This is a genomic window from Streptomyces himastatinicus ATCC 53653, assembly GCF_000158915.1.
Lineage (GTDB): Bacteria > Actinomycetota > Actinomycetes > Streptomycetales > Streptomycetaceae > Streptomyces > Streptomyces himastatinicus.
Window position 1 is genome coordinate 6,883,391 of record NZ_GG657754.1, and the last position, 22,203, is coordinate 6,905,593.

Here is a 22,203-nt window from a genome sequence, read left to right on the forward strand (position 1 = left end):
GCCGCAGTTCGCCGTGCGCTCCGGGGCCGCGTACGCACCCCGCCTGGCCCGCGTGGCGGCCCTGGACGAGGCGGCTGTGCCCGGCCTCGACCCGGCGGGCACGGTGCTGGTCACCGGCGCGTCCGGCACCCTGGGCGGGCTGCTGGCCCGCCACCTGGTGACCGAGCGCGGCGCCGGGCGGCTGCTGCTGACCAGCCGCCGCGGCGCCGAGGCGGCGGGAGCCGCCGAGCTGGCGGCCGAACTCACCGAGCTCGGCGCCCAGGTCACCTGGGCGGCCTGCGACGCGGCCGACCGGGACGTGCTCGCCGCGACTCTGGCCGACATCCCCGCCGAACACCCGCTCACCGCCGTGATCCACGCGGCGGGCGTGCTCGACGACGGGACGATCGAATCCCTCACCCCCGAGCGCGTCGAGCGGGTGCTGCGGCCGAAGGTCGACGCGGCGTGGAACCTCCACGAGCTGACCCGCGGCCATGACCACCTCGCCGAGTTCGTGCTGTTCTCCTCGGCGGCCGGTGTCTTCGGCAACCCGGGGCAGGGCAACTACGCGGCGGCCAACACCTTCCTGGACGCCCTCGCCCAGCACCGGCGCAGCCAGGGTCTGCCCGCCGTCTCCCTCGCCTGGGGCCTGTGGGACGACGAGGACGGCATGGCGTCCACCCTCGCCACCGCCGACCGGCAGCGGATGAACCGCGGCAGCATGAACGCGCTCGGCAACGCCGAGGGCCTGGCGCTGTTCGACGTGGCCGGGCTCGCGGGACACGGGGTGCTGATCCCCGCCGCTCTGGACATCGCCGCACTGCGCGCCCAGTCGACGGCCGGGGTCGCGCCCCTGCTGCGCGGGCTGATCCGTACCCCGGTGCGGCGCGCCGCCGCGGCCGGTGGCGGCGGGGCGGACGACGCGACGAGCCTCGCCGACCGGCTCGCGGGCATGTCCGCGGCCGAACGGGACCGCTTCCTGCTCAACCTGGTGTGCGCCCAGGTGGCGACCGTGCTCGGGTACGGCAGCGCGGCGGCCATCGAACCGGCCGCGGCCTTCAAGGAGCTGGGCTTCGACTCGCTCACCGCCGTCGAACTCCGCAACCGGCTCGGTGCGGCCACCGGCCTCCGGCTCCCGGCCACGCTGATCTTCGACTACCCGACGCCCGACGCCCTCGCCGACCATCTGCGCGCGGAACTTCCGCACGGGGACGGCGGCGGCCCGTCGGTGTTCGGCGAACTCGACCGGCTGGAAGCCGCTCTGGCGGGAGCCGCCGACGACAGCGTCACCCGCTCCAGGATCACGATGCGCCTCCAGGCCCTGCTGGCGAAGTGGAACGACGCGCAGGACGCGGCGGCCGACGGCGACACCGACGACAACGACCTCGAATCAGCGACCGACGATGAGCTTTTCGACCTGCTCGACGACGAACTCGGCTCCTCCTGAAAGGGAGCGACTGGAACTCATGAGCACCACCTCCCCCTTCGCAAGGAGCCGACGCAATGGTGAATAACGAGGACAAGCTTCGCGACTACCTCAAGCGGGCCACCGCCGACCTGCGTCAGGCCCGCCGTCAGCTGCGCGAGGTCGAAGAGCGGCACCAGGAGCCCATCGCGATCGTCGCGATGAGCTGCCGCTACCCGGGCGGCGTCCGCACCCCCGAGGAGCTGTGGCGGCTCGTCGCGGGCGGCGAGGACGCCATCTCCGGCTTCCCCACCGACCGCGGCTGGGACATCGAGTCGCTGTACGACGCCGACCCCGACCAGGCGGGCTCCAGCTATGTGAGCGAGGGCGGATTCCTCTACGACGCGGGCGGCTTCGACCCCGCGCTCTTCGGCATCTCGCCGCGTGAGGCCATGGCGATGGACCCGCAGCAGCGGCTGCTGCTGGAGTCGTCGTGGGAGGCGTTCGAGCGCGCGGGCCTCGACCCGACCGGGCTGCGCGGCAGCCGGACCGGTGTGTTCGCGGGCGTCATGTACCACGACTACACCTCGCGGCTCGACTCCGTGCCCGAGGGCGTCGAAGGCTTCCTCGGCACCGGAAGCTCCGGCAGCATCGCCTCCGGCCGCGTGTCGTACACCTTCGGGCTGGAGGGCCCGGCGGTCACGGTCGACACGGCCTGTTCGTCGTCGCTGGTGACCCTGCACATGGCGGTGCAGGCGCTGCGCAACGGCGAATGCTCGCTGGCGCTCGCGGGCGGTGTGACCGTGATGGCCACGCCGTCGACGTTCACCGAGTTCAGCCGTCAGCGCGGGCTCGCCGCCGACGGCCGCTGCAAGCCGTTCGCCGCCGCCGCCGACGGCACCGGCTGGGGCGAGGGCGTCGGCATGCTGCTCGTGGAGCGGCTGTCGGACGCGCGGCGCAACGGCCACCCGGTGCTCGCCATCGTGCGCGGCTCGGCCGTCAACCAGGACGGCGCGTCCAACGGCCTCACCGCGCCCAACGGCCCGTCCCAGCAGCGCGTCATCCACCAGGCGCTCACCAACGGCCGCCTCGGCGCGGCCGACGTAGACGCCGTCGAGGCGCACGGCACCGGTACGACGCTGGGCGACCCGATCGAGGCGCAGGCGCTGCTCGCCACCTACGGCCAGGACCGGCCCGAGAACCAGCCGCTGCTGCTGGGCTCCATCAAGTCCAACATCGGCCACACCCAGGCCGCGGCCGGTGTCGCCGGAATCATCAAGATGGTCATGGCCATCCGCCATGGGGTCCTGCCCAAGACGCTGCACGTGGACGACCCCACCCCGCACGTCGACTGGTCGGCGGGCGCGGTGTCGCTGCTCACCGAGGCCACACCGTGGCCGCAGACCGACCGGCCGCGCCGCGCCGCGGTGTCCTCGTTCGGCTTCAGTGGCACCAACGCGCACACCATCATCGAGCAGGCCCCCGCCGAGGAGGACGCGGAGACGCCCGCCGAAGAACCCCCGTCGCGGCGGCTGGACGTGGTGCCGTGGGCGGTGTCCGGCAAGAGCGCGGCGGCGCTGCGCGCGCAGGCGGAGCGACTGCTGACCCAGTTGGAGTCCGACCCCGCGCTGAGCCCGGTCGACGTGGGCCTGTCGCTCGCCACGACGCGAGCACAGCTGGACCACCGTGCCGTGGTGCGGGGCCGTGACCGCGACGAACTGCTCGCCGGGCTCGGCGCGCTGGCCGGTGGCGGCATGGCGTCGAACGTGGCGCAAGGGTCCGCCGTCGGCGGCCGCACGGCGTTCGTGTTTCCGGGGCAGGGCTCGCAGTGGGCGGGCATGGCGGTGGGGTTGATGGACGCCTCGCCGGTGTTCGCCGCCCGCATCGAGGAGTGCGCGGCAGCACTGACGGAGTTCACCGACTGGTCGTTGGTGGAGGTGCTGCGGGGCGCCGAGGGCGCGCCGTCGCTGGAGCGCGTCGATGTGGTCCAGCCGGTGCTGTTCTCGGTGATGGTGTCGCTGGCCGAGCTGTGGCGCTCGTTCGGCGTCGCACCGGCCGCTGTCGTGGGCCACTCGCAGGGTGAGATCGCGGCGGCCTGTGTGGCGGGGATCCTGTCGCTGAAGGACGCGGCCCGTGTGGTGGCGTTGCGCAGTCAGGCGATCGGCCGGGTGCTGGCGGGCAAGGGCGGCATGGTGTCCGTGGCGCTGCCCGTAACCCAGGTACGGGAGCGGATCGCGGCGTGGGGTGAGGAGCGCATCTCGGTGGCGGCCGTCAACGGTCCGTCGGCCGTGGTCGTGTCCGGTGAGCCGACCGCGCTGGATGAGCTGCTGGCCTCGTGCGAGGCGGATGATGTGCGGGCGCGCCGGGTGCCGGTGGACTACGCCTCGCACTCCGCGCAGGTCGAGCTGCTGCGCGACGAGCTGCTGAAGCTGCTCGCTCCCGTACAGCCGCAGCCCGCCCAGGTGCCGTTCCTGTCGACGGTGACGGGGGAGTGGGTCGAGGGTCCGGAGCTGGACGCCGAGTACTGGTTCACCAACCTCCGTCGCACGGTCGAGCTGGAGAGTGCCGTCCGCCGTCTGCTGGACGAGGGCTTCGGCGTGTTCATCGAGTCCAGCGCCCATCCGGTGCTGGCGATGGGCGTGCAGGACACCGCCGAGGACGCGGGCATGGACGCGGCCGCGATCGGTTCGCTGCGCCGCGACGAGGGCGGTCTGGAGCGCTTCTGGGCGTCCCTCGGCGAGGCATGGACCCGTGGCGTCCAGGTCGACTGGGACGCGGTGTTCGACGGTACGGGCGCGACCCGCGTCGGGCTGCCCACGTACGCCTTCCAGCACCAGCACTACTGGCTCGAGTCGGGTACGACGCCCACCGCCGCCGACCCCGTCGAGGCCCGTTTCTGGGACGCCGTCGACCGCGAGGATTGGCAGGCGCTGGCCACCGAACTGGCCGTCGACGGCGATGAGCAGGTCAGCGCGCTGCTGCCCGCCCTCGCATCGTGGCGCAAACAGGCCCGCGAGCAGTCCACGGTGGACGGCTGGCGCTACCGCGTGACGTGGAAGCCCCTCGCCGATGCGCACCAGGCGCGGCTGTCCGGGGCGTGGCTGCTGGTGGTTCCGGAGACCGCCGCCGAGGGCGAGTGGGCGACCGGTGCGGCCCGTACGCTCGCCGAACGCGGCGCGGACGTACGGCAGATCGTGGTGGACCCCGCTACCGAAGGCCGTGAGCAGCTGACCGAGCGGTTGCGCGCCGCACTCACCGAGACCGACGGCATCCCGTTCGCCGGTGTGCTGTCGCTGCTGGCGCTGGAGGGCCGTCCGCATCCGCTGCACGGCTCCGTCCCGGCCGGGGTGGCGGCGCAGTTCGCGCTGGTGCAGGCGCTGGGCGACGCGGAGATCGGCGCGCCGCTGTGGTCCGCCACGCGCGGCGCGGTGTCCGTCGGCCGCGCCGATGCCCTGGACGCGCCCGAGCAGGCGCTGATCTGGGGCCTGGGCCGGGTGGCCGCGCTGGAGCACGGCGAGCGCTGGGGCGGTCTGGTCGACCTCCCCGGGACGGCCGATGAGCTGGCGCTGTCCCGGCTGGTCACGGCACTCGCGGGGGCGGAGGACGAGGATCAGCTTGCGATCCGCGCCACCGGGCTCCTCGTACGCCGCCTGGTGCGCGCCCCGCTGAGCGGCACCCCCGCCGTACGGTCCTGGAGCCCGTCCGGTACGACGCTGGTCACGGGCGGTACGGGGGCGCTGGGTGCCCATGTGGCGCGCTGGCTGGCGCGTAACGGTGCCTCGCACCTGGTGCTCACCAGCCGCCGCGGCCTGGAGGCGCCCGGTGCGGCCGAGCTGCGCGACGAACTGACCGCGCTCGGCGCCCAGGTCACCGTCGCCGCATGCGACGTGGCCGAACGCTCCCAGATCGAGGAGCTGCTCGCCGCCGTCCCCGCCGACCGTCCGCTGACCGCCGTCGTGCACACCGCCGCCGTGCTGGACGACGGAGTGATCGAGGGACTGACCCCGGAGCAGATCGACCGGGTGCTGAAGGTGAAGGTCGACGCCACCCGGCATCTGCACGAGCTGACCCGCGATCTGGATCTGTCCGCGTTCGTACTGTTCTCGTCCTTCGCGGCCACCTTCGGCGCGCCCGGCCAGGGCAACTACGCACCGGGCAACGCGTTCCTCGACGCGTTCGCCGAGTGGCGGCGCGCCCAGGGCCTGCCCGCCACCTCGCTGGCCTGGGGGCCGTGGGGCGAGGGCGGGATGGCCGAGGGCGGCGTGGGCGACCGGATGCGCCGCCACGGCGTCATCGAGATGGCGCCCGGCGCGGCCGTCACCGCGCTCCAGCACGCCCTGGACCGTGACGAGTCGGTGCTGACCGTCGTCGACATGGAGTGGAAGCGCTTCGTCCTCGCCTTCACCTCCGGCCGCTCCCGTCCGCTGCTGCACGATCTGCCCGAGGCGCGGGACGTCATCGCGGACATGAGCGGCGACGCCGAGGCGGAGGGCGCCGAGGGCGCCGCGCTGGTGCGGCAGCTCGCCGGGGCGTCGGAGGCCGAGCAGGAGCGGCTGGTGCTGGAGCTGGTACGGACCGCCGTGGCGGCCGTATTGGGCTACGCGGGCGCCGACGACGTCGAGCCGGGCCGGGCGTTCAAGGACCTCGGCTTCGACTCGCTGACCGCCGTCGAACTCCGCAACCGCCTCGGCGCCGCCAGCGGGCTCAAGCTGCCGCCGACCCTCATCTTCGACTACCCGACCCCGACGGTGCTCGCGCGCCAGCTGCGCACCGAACTGTCCGGCGGGCAGCAGGTGGCCGTGGCCACGCGGCCGGTCGCGGCGGCGTCCGCCGATGACGAGCCGATCGCCATCGTCGCCATGAGCTGCCGCTTCCCGGGCGGCGTACGCACCCCCGAGGAGTTGTGGCAGCTGCTGGACACCGGTGGCGACGCGCTGTCGGAGTTCCCCGGCGACCGCGGCTGGGACATCGACTCCCTCTACAACCCGGACCCGGACGCGCAGGGCACCAGCTACACCCGCGAGGGCGGATTCCTCACAGGGGCCGCCGAGTTCGACCCGGCGTTCTTCGGGATCTCGCCGCGCGAGGCCATGGCGATGGACCCGCAGCAGCGGCTGCTGCTGGAGACCTCCTGGGAGGCGTTCGAGCGCGCGGGCATCGACCCGGCCACGCTGCACGGCAGCCAGTCCGGTGTCTTCGTCGGCACCAACGGCTCCGACTACTCGATCCTCATGCGCAACACCACCGAGGGCTACGAGGGCCACCTCGCCACCGGCAGCGCCGCGAGCGTTGTCTCCGGCCGGCTCTCGTACACCTTCGGGCTGGAGGGCCCGGCGGTCACCGTCGACACCGCGTGCTCGGCATCACTGGTGGCGCTGCACCTGGCCGTGCAGGCGCTGCGCAACGGCGAATGCTCGCTGGCGCTCGCGGGCGGTGTGACCGTCATGGCGACGCCCGGCACGTTCATCGAGTTCAGCCGCCAGCGCGGACTGTCCTCCGACGGCCGCAGCAAGGTGTTCTCGTCGGACGCCGACGGCTTCAGCCCGGCCGAGGGCGTGGGCATGCTGCTGGTGGAGCGGCTGTCGGACGCCCGCGAGAAGGGCCACCCGGTCCTCGCGGTCGTACGCGGCTCCGCCATCAACCAGGACGGTGCGAGCAACGGCCTCACCGCCCCCAACGGCCCGTCGCAGCAGCGCGTCATCCGGCAGGCCCTCGCCAACGCCCGCCTGGCCACCGGCGAGGTCGACGTGGTCGAGGCGCACGGTACGGGGACGACGCTGGGCGACCCGATCGAGGCGCAGGCGCTGCTCGCCACGTACGGCCAGGACCGGCCCGAGGGGCAGCCGCTGCTGCTGGGCTCCATCAAGTCCAACATCGGCCACGCCCAGGCGGCCGCCGGTGTCGCGGGCGTGATGAAGACGGTCCTCGCCATGCGCTACGGCGTCGTCCCCGAGTCGCTGCACATCGCCGAACCGACCCCGCACGTGGACTGGTCGGCGGGCGACATCGAGCTGCTGATCGAGGCCCGGCCCTGGCCGGAGACCGGCCACCCGCGCCGCGCCGCCGTGTCGTCGTTCGGCTTCAGCGGCACCAACGCCCACGCCATCCTCGAACAGGCCCCCGTCGAGGAGCGGGAGCCGCAGCCGGAGAACGGACAGAACGGTGTGCTGCCGTGGGTGCTGTCCGGTAAGAGCGAGGCCGCGCTGCGCGCCCAGGCCGCCAAGCTGCTGGCCCACCTCGACACCGCCCCCGCGCTCCGCCCGGCCGACGTCGGCCACTCGCTGGCCACCACCCGCGCCGCCTTCGACCGGCGAGCGGTGCTCGTGGGCTCGGACCGGGATGACTTTGCTCGCGGTTTGGACGCCCTCGCTAGGGGGCAGGTCCTGCCCAACCTGGTGCAGGGGGCCTCAATCGGGGGCAAGGCCGCATTCGTGTTCCCCGGACAGGGGTCACAATGGGTAGGCATGGCTGTGGGGCTGTTGGATGCTTCACCGGTGTTCTCTGCCCGTATTGATGAGTGTGCCGACGCGCTCGCTGAATTCACCGACTGGTCGTTGGTGGATGTGCTGCGAGGTGCGGAGGACGCGCCGTCACTGGAGCGGGTGGACGTCGTTCAGCCGGTGCTGTTCTCGGTGATGGTGTCCCTGGCCGAGCTGTGGCGTTCGCTGGGCGTGCGGCCATCTGCCGTGGTCGGCCACTCGCAGGGCGAGATTGCCGCCGCGTGCGTGGCGGGGATTCTGAGCCTTCAGGACGCGGCCCGTGTGGTGGCGTTGCGCAGCCAGGCGATCGGCCGGGTGCTGGCGGGCAAGGGCGGCATGGTGTCCGTGGCGCTGCCGGTGTCGGACGTACGGGAGCGGATCGCGGCGTGGGGTGAGGAGCGCATCTCGGTGGCGGCCGTCAACGGCCCGTCGGCCGTGGTGGTCTCCGGAGAACCGACCGCGCTGGACGAGCTGGTGGCGTCCTGCGAGGCGGACGAGGTCCGGGCCCGCCGCGTCCCGGTGGATTACGCCTCGCACTCCGCGCAGGTGGAGTTGCTGCGCGATGAGCTGCTGAAGCTCCTCGCCCCCGTCCAGCCGCAGACCACTCAGGTGCCGTTCCTCTCCACCGTGACGGGGGAGTGGGTCGAGGGTTCCGAGCTGGATGCCGAGTACTGGTTCACCAACCTGCGCCACACTGTCGAGCTGGAGAGCGCCATCCGCCGCCTGCTCGACGAGGGCATGAGCGTGTTCATCGAGTCCAGCGCCCATCCGGTGCTGGCCATGGGTGTGCAGGAGACGGCCGAGGACGCGGGCCGCGAGGCAGCCGCCATCGGTTCGCTGCGCCGCGACGAAGGCGGTCTCGACCGCTTCTGGGCATCCCTCGGCGAGGCATGGACCCGCGGCGTCGACGTCGACTGGGACGCGGTGTTCGACGGTACGGGTGCCTCGCGCGTCGAGCTGCCCACGTACGCCTTCCAGCACCAGCACCTCTGGCCGCAGGCCGCCGAAGCCGCCGCCGACGCCCCGGCGTCGCAGTCCGACGCCGTCGACGCCCGCTTCTGGGAGGCCGTCGAGCGCGAGGACCTGGAGTCGCTCGCCGACACGCTCGCGTGTGACGACGACACCGAGCGGTCCTCGCTCGGCGCCGTGCTGCCCGCTCTCGCGTCGTGGCGCAAGCAGGCCCGCGAGCAGTCCACCGTGGACGGCTGGCGCTACCGCGTGACCTGGACGTCCAGGACCGAGGCGCAGGCGCCGCGGCTGTCCGGGACGTGGCTGCTGGCCGTGCCCGAGTCCGCCGTCACCGACGACTGGACGCTCGGTGTGGTCCGTACGCTCGCCGAACGCGGCGCGGACGTACGGCAGATCACCCCGTCCGCCGTGGAGGCCGACCGCGCGACGCTGACCCGCCTGGTGCGCGAGGAACTGGCCGACGCCGGAACCGTCTCCGGTGTGCTGTCGCTGCTCGCCTTCGACGAGCGCACCGCGCCCGGCACGGACGGCGTCGGCGCCGGGCTGACCGGCACCGTCGCGCTGATCCAGGCGCTGGGCGACGCCGGGGTGGAGGCGCCGCTGTGGTGCGCCACCCGTGGCGCGGTGTCCGTGAGCGCCACGGACCGGCCGGAGGCGCCCGAGCAGGCCCTCGTCTGGGGGCTCGGCCGGACCGCCGCGCTGGAGTACCCGGAGCGCTGGGGCGGTCTGGTCGACCTCCCGGGCGCGGCCGACGAGCGGGCGCTGTCCCGGCTCGCCGGGGTGCTCGCCGGGGCCGACGGCGAAGACCAGCTCGCGGTGCGCACAGCGGGTGTGTTCGCCCGCAGGCTCGCCCGCTCCCCGCTGGCCGGGGCGCCCGCCATGCGGTCCTGGAGCCCGTCCGGTACGACGCTGGTCACGGGCGGTACGGGGGCGCTGGGTGCCCATGTGGCGCGCTGGCTGGCGCGTAACGGCGCCTCGCACCTGGTGCTCACCAGCCGTCGTGGCCTGGAGGCGCCCGGCGCGGCCGAGCTGCGCGACGAACTGACCGCGCTCGGCGCCCAGGTGACCGTCGCCGCGTGCGACGTGGCCGACCGTAAGGCCGTCGAGGCGCTGCTCGCCGCGATCCCGGCCGACCAGCCGCTCACCGCCGTCATGCACGCCGCGGGCGTCCTCGACGACGGTGTGCTGGACGCGCTCACGCCTGAGCGGTTCGCGACCGTCCTCGGCCCGAAGGCCGACGCGGCGCGCCATCTGCACGAGCTGACCCGGGACCTGGAGCTGTCAGCGTTCGTGCTGTTCTCCGGCATCGCGGGCACCCTCGGCGACGCCGGGCAGGGCAACTACGCGGCGGCCAACGCCTACCTCGACGCGCTGGCTGAGCAGCGCCGCGCCGACGGGCTGCCCGCCACCTCCGTGGCCTGGGGCCGCTGGGGCGAGACGGGGCTCGCCGCGGGCGGTGCCATCGGCGAGCGGCTGGACCGCGGCGGTGTCCCGGCCATGGACCCGCACGCGGCGATCATGGCGCTCCAGCAGGCGCTGGACCACGCCGACACGGTGCTGGCCGTCGCCGACATCCAGTGGGAACGCTTCGCCCAGGGCTACACGGCGGTCCGCCCCAGCCCGCTCATCGGCGATCTGCCGGAGGTGCGGCGGCTGCGGGAGACCGGCGTCCCGGGCGGCGACCCGTCCGCGACCGCTGACGGCTCCCCGGCCGACGCGCTGCGGCAGCGGCTGGCCGGGATCTCCCGTGCCGAACAGTCCCTGGTGGTCCTGGAAGTCGTACGCACCAACGCGGCCGCGGCGCTCGGCCACCCGACGACCGACGAGGTCGGCGCGGGGCGGGCGTTCAAGGAGCTGGGCTTCGACTCGCTGATCGCGCTCGAGCTGCGCAACCGGCTGGGCGTCGCCACCGGGCAGAAGCTGCCCGCCACGCTGGTCTTCGACTATCCGACCCCGTCGGCGCTGGCCGAGTTCCTGTGCGGCGAGCTCGTCGGCAACGGCGGCGCGGCGGCCGCGCCCGGACTCGCGGAGCTGGACGCACTGGAGTCCGCGCTGTCCGTCCTCGACCCGCAGAGCGAGGCGCGGGACGACATCGCGGCCCGGCTGCGGGACCTCGCGGCGAAGTGGGCGGAGCCCCGTACGGCCGGTACCGAGACGGCCGACGGCGGTGCCGACACCGTGACGGAGAAGCTGCAACAGGCGACGCAGGATGAGGTCTTCGACTTCATCGAGAAAGAACTCGGAATCTAAGGATCGATGGGTCCGCGGGCGCAAGGTTTGTGACGAGAAGCATGGGTGAGACTCCAATGGCGGATCAGGACAAGATCCTCGACTACCTCAAGCGGGTAACTGCCGATCTGCACCAGACGCGGCAGCGTCTTCGCGAGGTCGAGTCGCAGGAGCCTGAGCCGATCGCGATCGTCGGCATGAGCTGCCGCTTCCCCGGAGGCGTCACGTCTCCGGAGGAGCTGTGGCAGCTCGTGGCCGGTGGCGGCGACGCCATCACGGACTTCCCCACGGACCGCGGCTGGGACGTGTCGTCGCTCTTCGACGCCGACCCCGACCAGCAGGGCACCAGCTACACCGACAAGGGCGGATTCCTGGAGGGCGCCGGCGAGTTCGACGCCGGGTTCTTCGGGATCAGCCCGCGCGAAACCCTCGGCATGGACCCCCAGCAGCGGCTGCTGCTGGAGACCTCCTGGGAGGCGTTCGAGCGGGCCGGGATCGACCCGGCCACGCTGCGCGGCAGCAAGGCCGGTGTCTTCATCGGCACCAACGGCCAGGACTACCCGGAGCTGATGCACCGGCTGCCGCAGGGCGTCGAGCAGTATCTGCTGACCGGCAACGCGGCGAGCGTCATCTCCGGCCGCATCTCCTACACCTTCGGTCTGGAGGGCCCGGCGCTCACCGTCGACACGGCGTGCTCGGCGTCGCTGGTGGCGCTGCACCTGGCCGTGCAGGCGCTGCGCAACGGCGAATGCTCGCTGGCGCTGACCGGTGGTGTCACGGTCATGAACAGCCCGCGCGCGTTCATCAACTTCAGCCGTCAGCGCGGCCTCGCCCCCGACGGCCGCTGCAAGGCATTCGCGGACGGTGCGGACGGCACCGGCTGGGGCGAGGGCGTCGGCATGCTGCTCGTCGAGCGGCTGTCGGACGCCCGCAAGAACGGCCACCAGGTGCTGGCCATCGTCCGCGGTTCCGCCATCAACCAGGACGGTGCGTCCAACGGTCTGACGGCGCCCAACGGCCCGTCCCAGCAGCGCGTCATCCGGCAGGCGCTCACCGATGGCCGCCTCACCCCGGCCCAGGTCGACGCCGTGGAGGCGCACGGCACCGGTACGTCGCTCGGCGACCCCATCGAGGCGCAGGCGCTGCTCGCCACGTACGGGCAGCACCGGGCCGAGGGCCGCCCGCTGTGGCTCGGCTCCGTCAAGTCCAACTTCGGGCACACCCAGGCCGCGGCCGGTGTCGCCGGAATCATCAAGATGGTCAAGGCCATCGAGCACGGGGTGCTGCCCAGGACGCTGCACGTCGACGCGCCCTCCGGCGATGTCGACTGGTCGGCGGGCGCGGTGTCCCTGCTCACCGAGAACACGCCGTGGCCGGAGACCGGCCAGCCGCGCCGCGCGGGCATCTCCTCGTTCGGTGTCAGCGGTACGAACGCCCACACCGTCATCGAGCAGGCGCCCGCCGAGGACCGTGAGGCGGAGGCGGCCAGCGGTGAGTGGTCCGGGCTCGGCGGGCAGCTGCCGCTGCTGGTGTCCGGGCAGAGCGCTCAGGCGCTGCGCGCCCAGGCCGCCCGGCTCGCCGCCCACGTACGGGACGAACCGGGCCTCGGCCTGGCCGACCTCGCCCACTCCCTGGCCACCACCCGCGCCGCGCTGGACCACCGGGCCGTGGTCATCGCGGGCGACGGCGGCCGGGACGATCTGCTGCGCGGACTGGCCGCGCTCGCCGAGGACGGCCCCGCGGGCGGGGTCGTCCAGGGCGAGGTCGGTGAGGGCAAGGTCGCGTTCCTGTTCACCGGGCAGGGCAGCCAGCGCACCGGCATGGGTCGCGAGCTGTACGCGGCCGTCCCGGCCTTCGCGAAGGCGCTGGACGAGGTGTGCGCCGAACTCGACGGCCACCTCGAACTGCCGCTGCGCGATGTGATGTTCGGTGACGACGCCTCGGTGCTGGATCAGACGGCGTACACCCAGCCCGCCCTGTTCGCCCTCGAAGTGGCGCTTTTCCGGCTGCTGGAAACGTGGGGCGTGAAGCCCGACTTCCTCGTCGGCCACTCCATCGGCGAACTGGCCGCCGCCCATGTGGCGGGCGTGCTGTCGCTCGCCGACGCCTCCCGACTGGTCGCCGCGCGCGGCCGACTGATGCAGGAACTGCCGGGCGGCGGCGCGATGATCGCCGTCCAGGCGTCCGAGGACGAGGTGGCGCCGCTGCTCACCGAGCGCGTCTCCATCGCCGCCCTCAACGGACCGACCTCCGTGGTCATCGCGGGCGACGAGGACGCCGCTCGCGAGATCGCCGCGTCGTTCGAGGCGCAGGGCCGTAAGACCAAGCGGCTCACCGTCAGCCACGCCTTCCACTCGCCGCACATGGACGGGATGCTGGAGGCGTTCTGCGAGGTCGCGCAGGGCGTCACCTACGCGCCGCCGGTCATCCCCGTCATCTCCAACCTCACCGGCGCGTCCGTCTCCGCCGATGAGATCTGCTCGCCCGACTACTGGGTCCGGCACGTCCGCGAGGCCGTCCGCTTCACCGACGGTGTGCGGCGGCTCGAAGAGTACGGCGTCGGCACCTTCGTGGAGCTGGGCCCCGACGGTGTGCTCACCGCCATGGCGCAGGACTGCGTCACCGCCGGCGGCGCCGCCTTCGTCCCCGTCCTGCGCGGCGACCGCCCCGAGGCCACCGCCCTGACCGACGCGCTCGCCCGCGCCCATGTGCACGGCGTGGCCGTCGACTGGGCCGCGGTCTTCGCGGGCTCCGGCGCCCGACGCGTCGAACTGCCCACGTACGCCTTCCAGCGCGAGCTGTACTGGCCCGAGCCCGCCGGACCCTGGACCGGCGATGTCACCGCCGCCGGGCTCGGCTCGGCGGACCACCCGCTGCTCGGTGCCGCCGTCTCGCTCGCCGACGCCGCCGGATTCCTGTTCACCGGCAGGCTCTCCCTCCAGACCCACCCATGGCTCGCCGACCACGCCGTCATGGACACCGTGCTGCTGCCCGGCACCGCCTTCGTCGAGCTGGCGATCCGCGCCGGTGACCACGTCGGCGCCGATGTGCTGGAGGAGCTGACCCTCGAAGCGCCGCTCGTCCTGCCCCCGCAGGGCGGGGTGCAGGTGCAGGTGTCCGTGGGCGCGCCGGACGACACCGGCCGCCGCTCGCTGACCCTGCACTCGCGGCTCGAAGAGGCCGCGGACGGCACCTGGGGCGAGGGCGAGTGGACCCGCCACGCCACCGGTGTGCTCGCCACCGGCGCCACCACGCCCGATGACACGCTCACCACCTGGCCGCCGGCCGATGCCACCGAGGTTCCCGTCGACGGCCTGTACGAGTGGCTCACCGAGAGCGGCTTCGCGTACGGCCCGGTGTTCCAGGGCCTCAAGGCCGCCTGGCAGCACGGCGACCACGTGTACGCCGAGGTACGCCTGCCCGACAGCGCCCGCGCCGAGGCCGACCTGTTCGGGCTGCACCCGGCGCTGCTGGACGCCGCCCTGCACGCCGTCGGCATCGGCTCCCTGCTGGAGGACACCGAACACGGCCGCCTCCCGTTCTCCTGGAGCGGCGTCCGGCTGCACGCCGTCGGCGCCTCCGCGCTGCGCGTCCGGCTCTCGCCCGCGGGCCAGGACACCGTGGCCGTGCTGGTGACCGACGAGAGCGGCGCGCCCGTCGCCTCGGTCGACGCCCTGCTGCTGCGCCCGGTCTCGCCCGAGCAGGTGCACTCCGCGCGCGGCGCCTTCTACGACGCGCTGTTCCGCGTCGAGTGGACCCCCGCCCCGGTGCCCTCCGCCACCACCGTCGTGGCCGGGCAGTGGGCGCTGCTGGGCGACGACACCCCCGCCTTGGCCGCCGCGCTGCCCACCGCCGCCGGATACGCCGACCTGGCCGCGCTCGGCGAGGCCGTGACCGGCGGCGCCCCGGTGCCGCAGGCCGTCGTGGCGCCGTTCTTCCCGGCCGATACGGACCTTCCTGTCGAGGCCGCCGTACGCGACGCCCTGCACCGCGCGCTGGACCTGGCCCAACGCTGGCTCGCCGACGACCGCTTCGAGGGCTCCCGGCTGGTCATCGCCACCCGCGGCGCCGTCGCCACCGCCGCGGACGCCGACACCGAGGACCTGGCGCACGCCCCGCTGTGGGGCCTGCTGCGCTCCGCGCAGTCCGAGAACCCGGACCGCTTCACCCTCGTCGACATCGACGGCGACGACGCCTCGTACCGCGCCCTCGCCCCCGCCCTCGCCACCGGCGAAGCGCAGCTCGCGGTCCGCGCCGGGACGGTCGTCGTACCGCGCCTGGCGAAGGTCGCCTCCGACGCCGCGCACACCGTGCCCGCCCTCGACCCCGAGGGCACCGCCCTGGTCACCGGCGCCACCGGCACCCTGGGCGGCCTTGTCGCCCGCCACCTGGTCACCGAGCACGGCGTACGCCACCTGCTGCTGCTCAGCAGGCGCGGCGCCGACGCGCACGGCGCCGCCGAGCTCGTCGCCGAACTGCGCGCGTCCGGCGCCGAGGTCACCCTCGCCGCCTGCGACGTGGCCGACCGCGCCGCGCTGGCCGAGGTGCTGGCCGCCGTCCCGGCCGCCCACCCGCTGACCGCCGTGGTGCACACGGCCGGTGTGCTGGACGACGGTGTCATCGGGTCGCTCACCGCCGAGCGCGTCGACCGCGTCCTGCCGCCCAAGGTGGACGCGGCGCTGAACCTGCACGAGCTGACCCGCGACCTGGACCTGTCCGCGTTCGTCCTGTTCTCCGCCGCCGCCGGAACGCTCGGCGGCCCCGGCCAGGCCAACTACGCGGCCGCCAACGCCTTCCTGGACGCCCTCGCCCAGCGCCGCCGCGCCCAGGGACTCCCCGCGACCGCCCTCGCCTGGGGCCTGTGGGCCGAACGCAGCGGCATGACCGGCGACCTGGACGACACCGACATCCAGCGCATCACCCGCGCCGGAGTCGCCGCCCTCTCCTCCGACGAGGGCCTCGCCCTGCTGGACACCGCGCTCGCCGTCGGCGACCCCGCGTTCGTCCCCATGCACCTGGACCTGGCGCCGCTGCGCCACGCCGACGCCACCATGGTTCCTGCGCTGCTGCGCGGCCTGGTGCGGGGCGGTACGGCCCGCCGCACCGCCGAGTCGGGCGCCGCAGCGTCCGGCGGGCTCACCGAACGGCTCCTCGGGCTGTCCGTCCCCGAACGCGACCGGCTGCTGCTGGAGGTCGTCTGCGGCCAGGTCGCCGCCGTCCTCGGCTACGCGGGCCCGGAGGCGGTCGGCTCGGGTCGTGCCTTCAAGGAGCTGGGCTTCGACTCGCTCACCGCCGTCGAGCTGCGCAACCGCCTCGGCGCCGTCACGGGCGTACGGCTCCCCGCCACCCTCGTCTTCGACTACCCCACGCCCACCGCGCTCGCCGGGTTCCTGCGCACCGAAATCCTCGGCGACCAGGCCGACGAGGGCGCCGCGGCCCCGGTGGCGACCACCGCCGTCGCCGACGACGAGCCGATCGCCATCGTCGGCATGAGCTGCCGCTACCCGGGCGGCGTCAGCAGCCCCGAGGAGCTGTGGCAGCTCGTCATGGGCGCCACCGACGCCATCTCCGGCTTCCCCACCGACCGCGGCTGGCAGCTGGACGGCATCCTGGGCGACGACCAGGGGCAGGCGGGCACCAGCGCCACCATCGAGGGCGGATTCCTCTACGAGGCGGGCGAGTTCGACCCGGACTTCTTCGGTATCAACCCGCGCGAAGCCCTCGCCATGGACCCCCACCAGCGGCTGCTGCTGGAGTCCTCCTGGGAGGCGTTCGAGCGCGCGGGCATCGACCCGGCGGCCGTACGCGGCAGCAAGACCGGTGTCTTCACCGGCGTCATGTACCACGACTACCTCTCCCGGCTGACCGCCCTCCCGGAGGGCCTCGAGGGCTACCTCGGCACCGGTACGGCGGGCAGTGTCGCCTCGGGCCGCGTCGCGTACACCTTCGGTCTCGAAGGCCCGGCCGTCACCATCGACACGGCGTGCTCGTCGTCGCTGGTGGCGCTGCACTTCGCGGCGCAGGCGCTGCGCAGCGGCGAGTGCACCATGGCGCTCGCGGGCGGTGTCACCGTCATGTCCACCCCGGACACCTTCATCGACTTCAGCCGCCAGGGCGGCCTGTCCGCCAGCGGCCGCTGCAAGTCCTTCGCCTCCGGCGCGGACGGCACGGGCTGGGCCGAGGGCGTCGGAATGCTGCTGGTGGAGCGGCTGTCGGATGCCCGTAAGAACGGCCACCAGGTGCTGGCCGTGGTGCGGGGCACGGCGGTCAACCAGGACGGTGCGAGCAACGGCCTGACGGCGCCGAACGGCCCGTCGCAGCAGCGCGTCATCCGCGCGGCCCTGGCCGGTGCGGGCCTCTCCGCCGCCGAGGTGGACGCCGTGGAGGCGCACGGTACGGGGACCACGCTGGGCGACCCGATCGAGGCGCAGGCGCTGCTGGCCACGTACGGCAAGGAGAAGACCGCAGAACAGCCGCTGTACCTCGGCTCCATCAAGTCGAACATCGGCCACACGCAGGCGGCCGCGGGTGTGGCGGGCATCATCAAGATGGTGCTGGCGATGCGGCACGGTGTGCTTCCGCAGTCGCTGCACATCGACGAGCCGTCGCCGCACGTGGACTGGGAGGCGGGCGCGGTGTCGCTGCTCGCCGAAGCGCGGGAGTGGCCGGAGACGGACCGTCCGCGCCGCGCGGGCATCTCCTCCTTCGGCGTCAGCGGCACCAACGCCCACGCCATCATCGAGCAGGCGCCCGAGCCGGAGCCCCAGCCCGCGACGGATGCCGCGCCCCGTGCGGCCGGGGTGCTGCCCTGGGCGCTGTCCGGCAAGTCCGCCGACGCGCTGCGCGACCAGGCCGGGCGCCTGCTCGCCCACCTGGAGGAGCGGCCCGGGCTGCCGCTGACCGACCTCGGCTACTCGCTCGCCACCACGCGCGCCGCGCTGGACCACCGTGCGGTGGTGGTCGGCGACGACCGCGCCGCGCTGGTCGCGGGCCTGGAGGCACTGGCGCGCGGCGAGTCCGCTGCGGGGCTGGTCGAGGGCTCGGTGGGCGAGGGCAAGGTGGCGTTCCTGTTCACGGGGCAGGGGAGCCAGCGGCTGGGGATGGGTCGTGAGCTGTATGCGGCGTACCCGGTGTTCGCGGAGGTGCTGGATGAGGTGTGCGACGCGCTGGATGCGCACCTCGAACGGCCACTGAAGACGGTCCTGTTCGGGGACGACGCGGCGGTACTGGATCAGACCGGTTACACCCAGCCCGCGCTGTTCGCGGTCGAGGTGGCGCTGTTCCGGCTGGTCGAAGCCTGGGGTCTGCGTGCGGACTTCCTCTCCGGCCACTCCATCGGCGAGCTGGCCGCTGCCCATGTGGCGGGTGCGCTCTCCCTCGCGGATGCCGCCAAGCTGGTGGCCGCGCGTGGGCGTCTGATGCAGGAGCTGCCTGCCGGTGGCGCGATGATCGCCATCCAGGCGTCCGAGGACGAGGTGGCGCCGCTCCTCACCGAGCGCGTGAGCATTGCCGCCCTCAACGGCCCGATGTCCGTGGTGATCGCGGGTGACGAGGATGCCGCACAGGAAATCGCTGCCTCCTTCGACGCGCAGGGTCGTAAGACCAAGCGGCTCACCGTGAGCCATGCCTTCCACTCGCCCCGTATGGACGGGATGCTGGAGGCGTTCCGCGAGGTCGCGCAGGGGCTTTCGTACGAGGCGCCGCGCATCCCGATCGTCTCCAACCTCACCGGTCAGCTGGTCTCCGCCGAGGAGATCACGACGCCGGACTTCTGGGTGCGTCACGTCCGCGAGGCGGTCCGCTTCCTCGACGGCATCCGCACCCTCGAAGCGCAGGGCGTCACGACGTACCTCGAACTGGGCCCGGACGGTGTGCTGTCCGCCATGGGGCAGGACTGCCTGACCGAGAGCGATGCCGCCTTCGCGCCCGTCCTCCGCAAGGACCGCTCCGAGGCCGCCACCCTCACCGCCGCCCTCGCCCGGCTGCACGTCCGTGGCGTGACGCCGGACTGGGCGGCGTACTTCGCGGGGACCGGTGCGTCCCGCGTCGACCTGCCCACGTACGCCTTCCAGCACCGCCGCTTCTGGCTGACGTCCCCGGCGGGCTTCGTGGGCGACGTGGAGTCGGCGGGGCTGGGCCGGGCGGACCATCCGCTGCTGGGCGCGGCGGTGCCGCTGGCCGACTCCGATGGCTTCCTGCTCACGGGCAGGCTCTCCCTCGAAAGCCACCCGTGGCTGGCCGACCACGCCGTGATGGGCACGGTCCTGCTGCCCGGCACCGCCTTCGTCGAGCTGGCGATCCGCGCCGGTGACCAGGTGGGCTGCGACCGGCTGGACGAGCTGACCATCGAGGCGCCGCTGATCCTCCCCGAGCGTGGCGCGGTGCAGCTCCAGATCATGGTCGGGGCCCCGCAGGCCGCCGGACACCGCACGCTGGAGCTGTACTCGCGGGCCCAGGACGCGCCCGCCGAGGTGCCCTGGATCCGGCACGCCAGCGGTGTGCTGGTGGCGGGCGCCCCGCAGCCGTCGTTCGATCTGACGGCATGGCCGCCGCCGGGCGCCGAGCCCGCCGAGATCGACGGGCTCTACGAGCACCTGGCGCAAGGCGGTTTCGCGTACGGCCCGGTGTTCCAGGGGCTTGAGGCGGCGTGGCTGCGTGGCGACGAGGTGTTCGCCGAGGTCCGGCTGCCCGAGGACGCGGAGGCCGACGCCAAGGCGTTCGGGCTGCACCCGGCGCTGCTGGACGCCGCGCTGCACAGCACGTTCGCCCGTCCCGACGGCGATGAGCAGGGCAGGCTGCCGTTCTCTTGGGGCGGGGTGTCGCTGCACGCGGTGGGCGCCGGTGCGCTCCGGGTGCGGCTGACCCCGGCCGGAGCGGACGCGGTGTCGCTGGAGCTTGCCGACGGGACCGGTGCCCCGGTGGCCTCGGTGGAGCAGCTGGCGCTGCGCCCAATCGCGGCCGGGCAGCTCGCGGGCGCCCGCCCAGCCGCGTACCACGAGTCGCTGTACCGGCTGGACTGGGCCACCGTGCCCGTGGCCGCAGAAGGCACCGCGAGGTGAGCGGTCCTCGGCGGCGGCGCGCCCGCCGCGCTGACTTCCGGTGCGGCCGTCCACGCCGATCTGCCCGCGCTGGGCGAGGCCGGGACCGCGCCCGAGTACGTTCTCGCGTACCTCGACCCGAGTGGCGCCGACGGCGATGTGACGGGCGCGGTGCACACCGCCACCCAGGACGCGCTGGCCCTCGTACGGGAGTGGCTGGCCGACGAGCGGTTCGCGGCCTCGCAGCTGGTCCTGGTGACCTGCGGCGCGGTGGCCACCGCCGGTGACGCGGGGACGCACGATCTGGCGCACGCCCCGGTGTGGGGTCTGGTGCGCTCCGCGCAGTCGGAGAACCCCGACCGGCTGGTGCTGGTCGACCTCGACGGCACCGACGCGTCGTACGAGGCGCTGGGTGCCGCGCTGGCCTCCGGCGAGCCGCAGTTCGTACTGCGCCGCGGCGCCGTCCACGCGCCTCGGCTGGCGCGCATCGCCGCCGACGGGCCCATGGTGCCGCCCGCCGGAGAGCAGGCGTGGCGGCTGGACATCCAGGACAAGGGCACGCTGGAGAACCTGACGCTGCTGCCGACCCCGGAGGCCGCCGCGCCGCTGGAGGCCGGTCAGGTGCGGGTCGCGGTCCGGGCCGCCGGTGTGAACTTCCGCGATGTGCTGAACGCGCTGGGCATGTACCCCGGCGACGCGGGCCTGATGGGCAGCGAGGGTGCCGGTGTCGTCCTCGAAACCGGCCCCGGTGTCACCGATCTGGCGCCCGGCGACCGGGTGATGGGCATGCTGCCCGGCGGGTTCGGGCCGCTGGTGGTCGTGGACCGCCGCATGGTCGTGCCGATGCCCCAGGGCTGGTCGTACGCGCAGGCCGCGTCCGTGCCGATCGTCTTCATGACGGCCTACTACGCGCTGCGCGACCTCGCGGACCTGCGGGGCGGGGAAGCGCTGCTCGTCCACGCCGCCGCCGGTGGTGTCGGCATGGCGGCCGTGCAACTGGCCCGCCACTGGGGGGTGGACGTCTACGCCACCGCCAGCCCGGGCAAGTGGGACACGCTGCGCGGCCTCGGGCTCGCCGACGACCACATCGCGTCCTCCCGCGACCTGGCCTTCGAGGACACGTTCCGCGAGGTCAGCGGCGGACGTGGCGTGGATGTCGTCCTGGACTCGCTGGCCCGGGAGTTCGTGGACGCGTCGCTGCGACTGCTGCCGCGCGGCGGCCGGTTCGTCGAGATGGGCAAGACGGATGTCCGGCGCCCCGAGGACGTCGCGGACGCCTACCCGGGCGTCTCCTACCAGGCGTTCGACCTGACCGAGGCGGGCCTCGACCGCATCCAGGAGATGCTGGGCGAACTGCTGGAGCTGTTCGAGCAGGGCGCGCTGCATGCGCTGCCGATCACCGCATGGGATCTGCGGCAGGCACCCGACGCGTTCCGCTACCTCAGCCAGGCCCGCCACATCGGCAAGGTCGTCCTCACCGTGCCCGCCGCGTGGAACCCGGACGGCACGGTGCTGATCACCGGCGGCACCGGCACCCTCGGCGGGCTGGTCGCCCGGCACGTGGTGACCGAGCGCGGCGCCCGCCATCTGCTGCTGACCAGCCGGCGTGGCGAGCAGGCCACGGGCGCGGCCGAACTCGCCGCCGAGCTGCGCGAGCTGGGCGCGGAGGTCACCATCGCCGCCTGCGACGCGGCCGACCGGGACCAGCTCGCCGCCGTCCTGGCCGCCGTCCCCGCCGCCCATCCGCTGACCGCCGTGGTGCACACGGCCGGTGTGCTGGACGACGGGGTGATCGGCTCGTTGACGGCCGAGCGGCTGGAGAAGGTGCTGCGGCCCAAGGTGGACGCGGCGGTGAACCTGCACGAGCTGACCCGGGACCTGGACCTGTCCGCGTTCGTGCTGTTCTCCTCGGCGGCCGGTACGTTCGGCGGCCCCGGCCAAGGCCAACTACGCGGCGGCCAAATTCCTTCCTGGGACGCCCTCGCCCCGCCACCGCCAGGCCCCAGGGCCTACCCGCCACCTCGCTAGCGTGGGGCCTGTGGGACCGAGGCCAGCAGCATGACCGGCGAGCTGGAGGCCACCGACAAGTCCCGGATGAGCCGCT

General features: G+C 73.8%; 4 protein-coding genes. All 4 read left to right on the plus strand.

The features are described from left to right. The coding region (locus SSOG_RS29085; RefSeq protein ID WP_106516475.1) for a type I polyketide synthase at nucleotides 1-1,426 on the plus strand (1,426 nt) is incomplete at its 5' end. A 56-nt stretch (nucleotides 1,427-1,482) separates the two neighbouring features. Next, on the plus strand, nucleotides 1,483-11,082 hold the full coding sequence (locus tag SSOG_RS29090; RefSeq protein ID WP_009717842.1) for a type I polyketide synthase: 9,600 nt from the start codon (nucleotides 1,483-1,485) through the stop codon (nucleotides 11,080-11,082). Nucleotides 11,083-11,123: 41 nt separating this feature from the next. Then, nucleotides 11,124-20,120, plus strand: coding sequence for a type I polyketide synthase (locus SSOG_RS29095; protein WP_078510434.1), 8,997 nt, complete (start codon nucleotides 11,124-11,126; stop codon nucleotides 20,118-20,120). A gap of 150 nt (nucleotides 20,121-20,270) precedes the next feature. Next, a complete protein-coding gene (locus SSOG_RS56470) occupies nucleotides 20,271-22,127 on the plus strand; it encodes an SDR family NAD(P)-dependent oxidoreductase (RefSeq protein ID WP_245606407.1) in 1,857 nt (618 codons plus the stop codon). Nucleotides 22,128-22,203 lie beyond the last annotated feature (76 nt).

Coding starts and splice junctions, on each gene's coding strand:
- SSOG_RS29095 (WP_078510434.1), top strand. CDS start 11,124: ATGGGTGAGACTCCAATGGCGGATCAGGACAAGATCCTCGACTACCTC.
- SSOG_RS29090 (WP_009717842.1), top strand. CDS start 1,483: ATGGTGAATAACGAGGACAAGCTTCGCGACTACCTCAAGCGGGCCACC.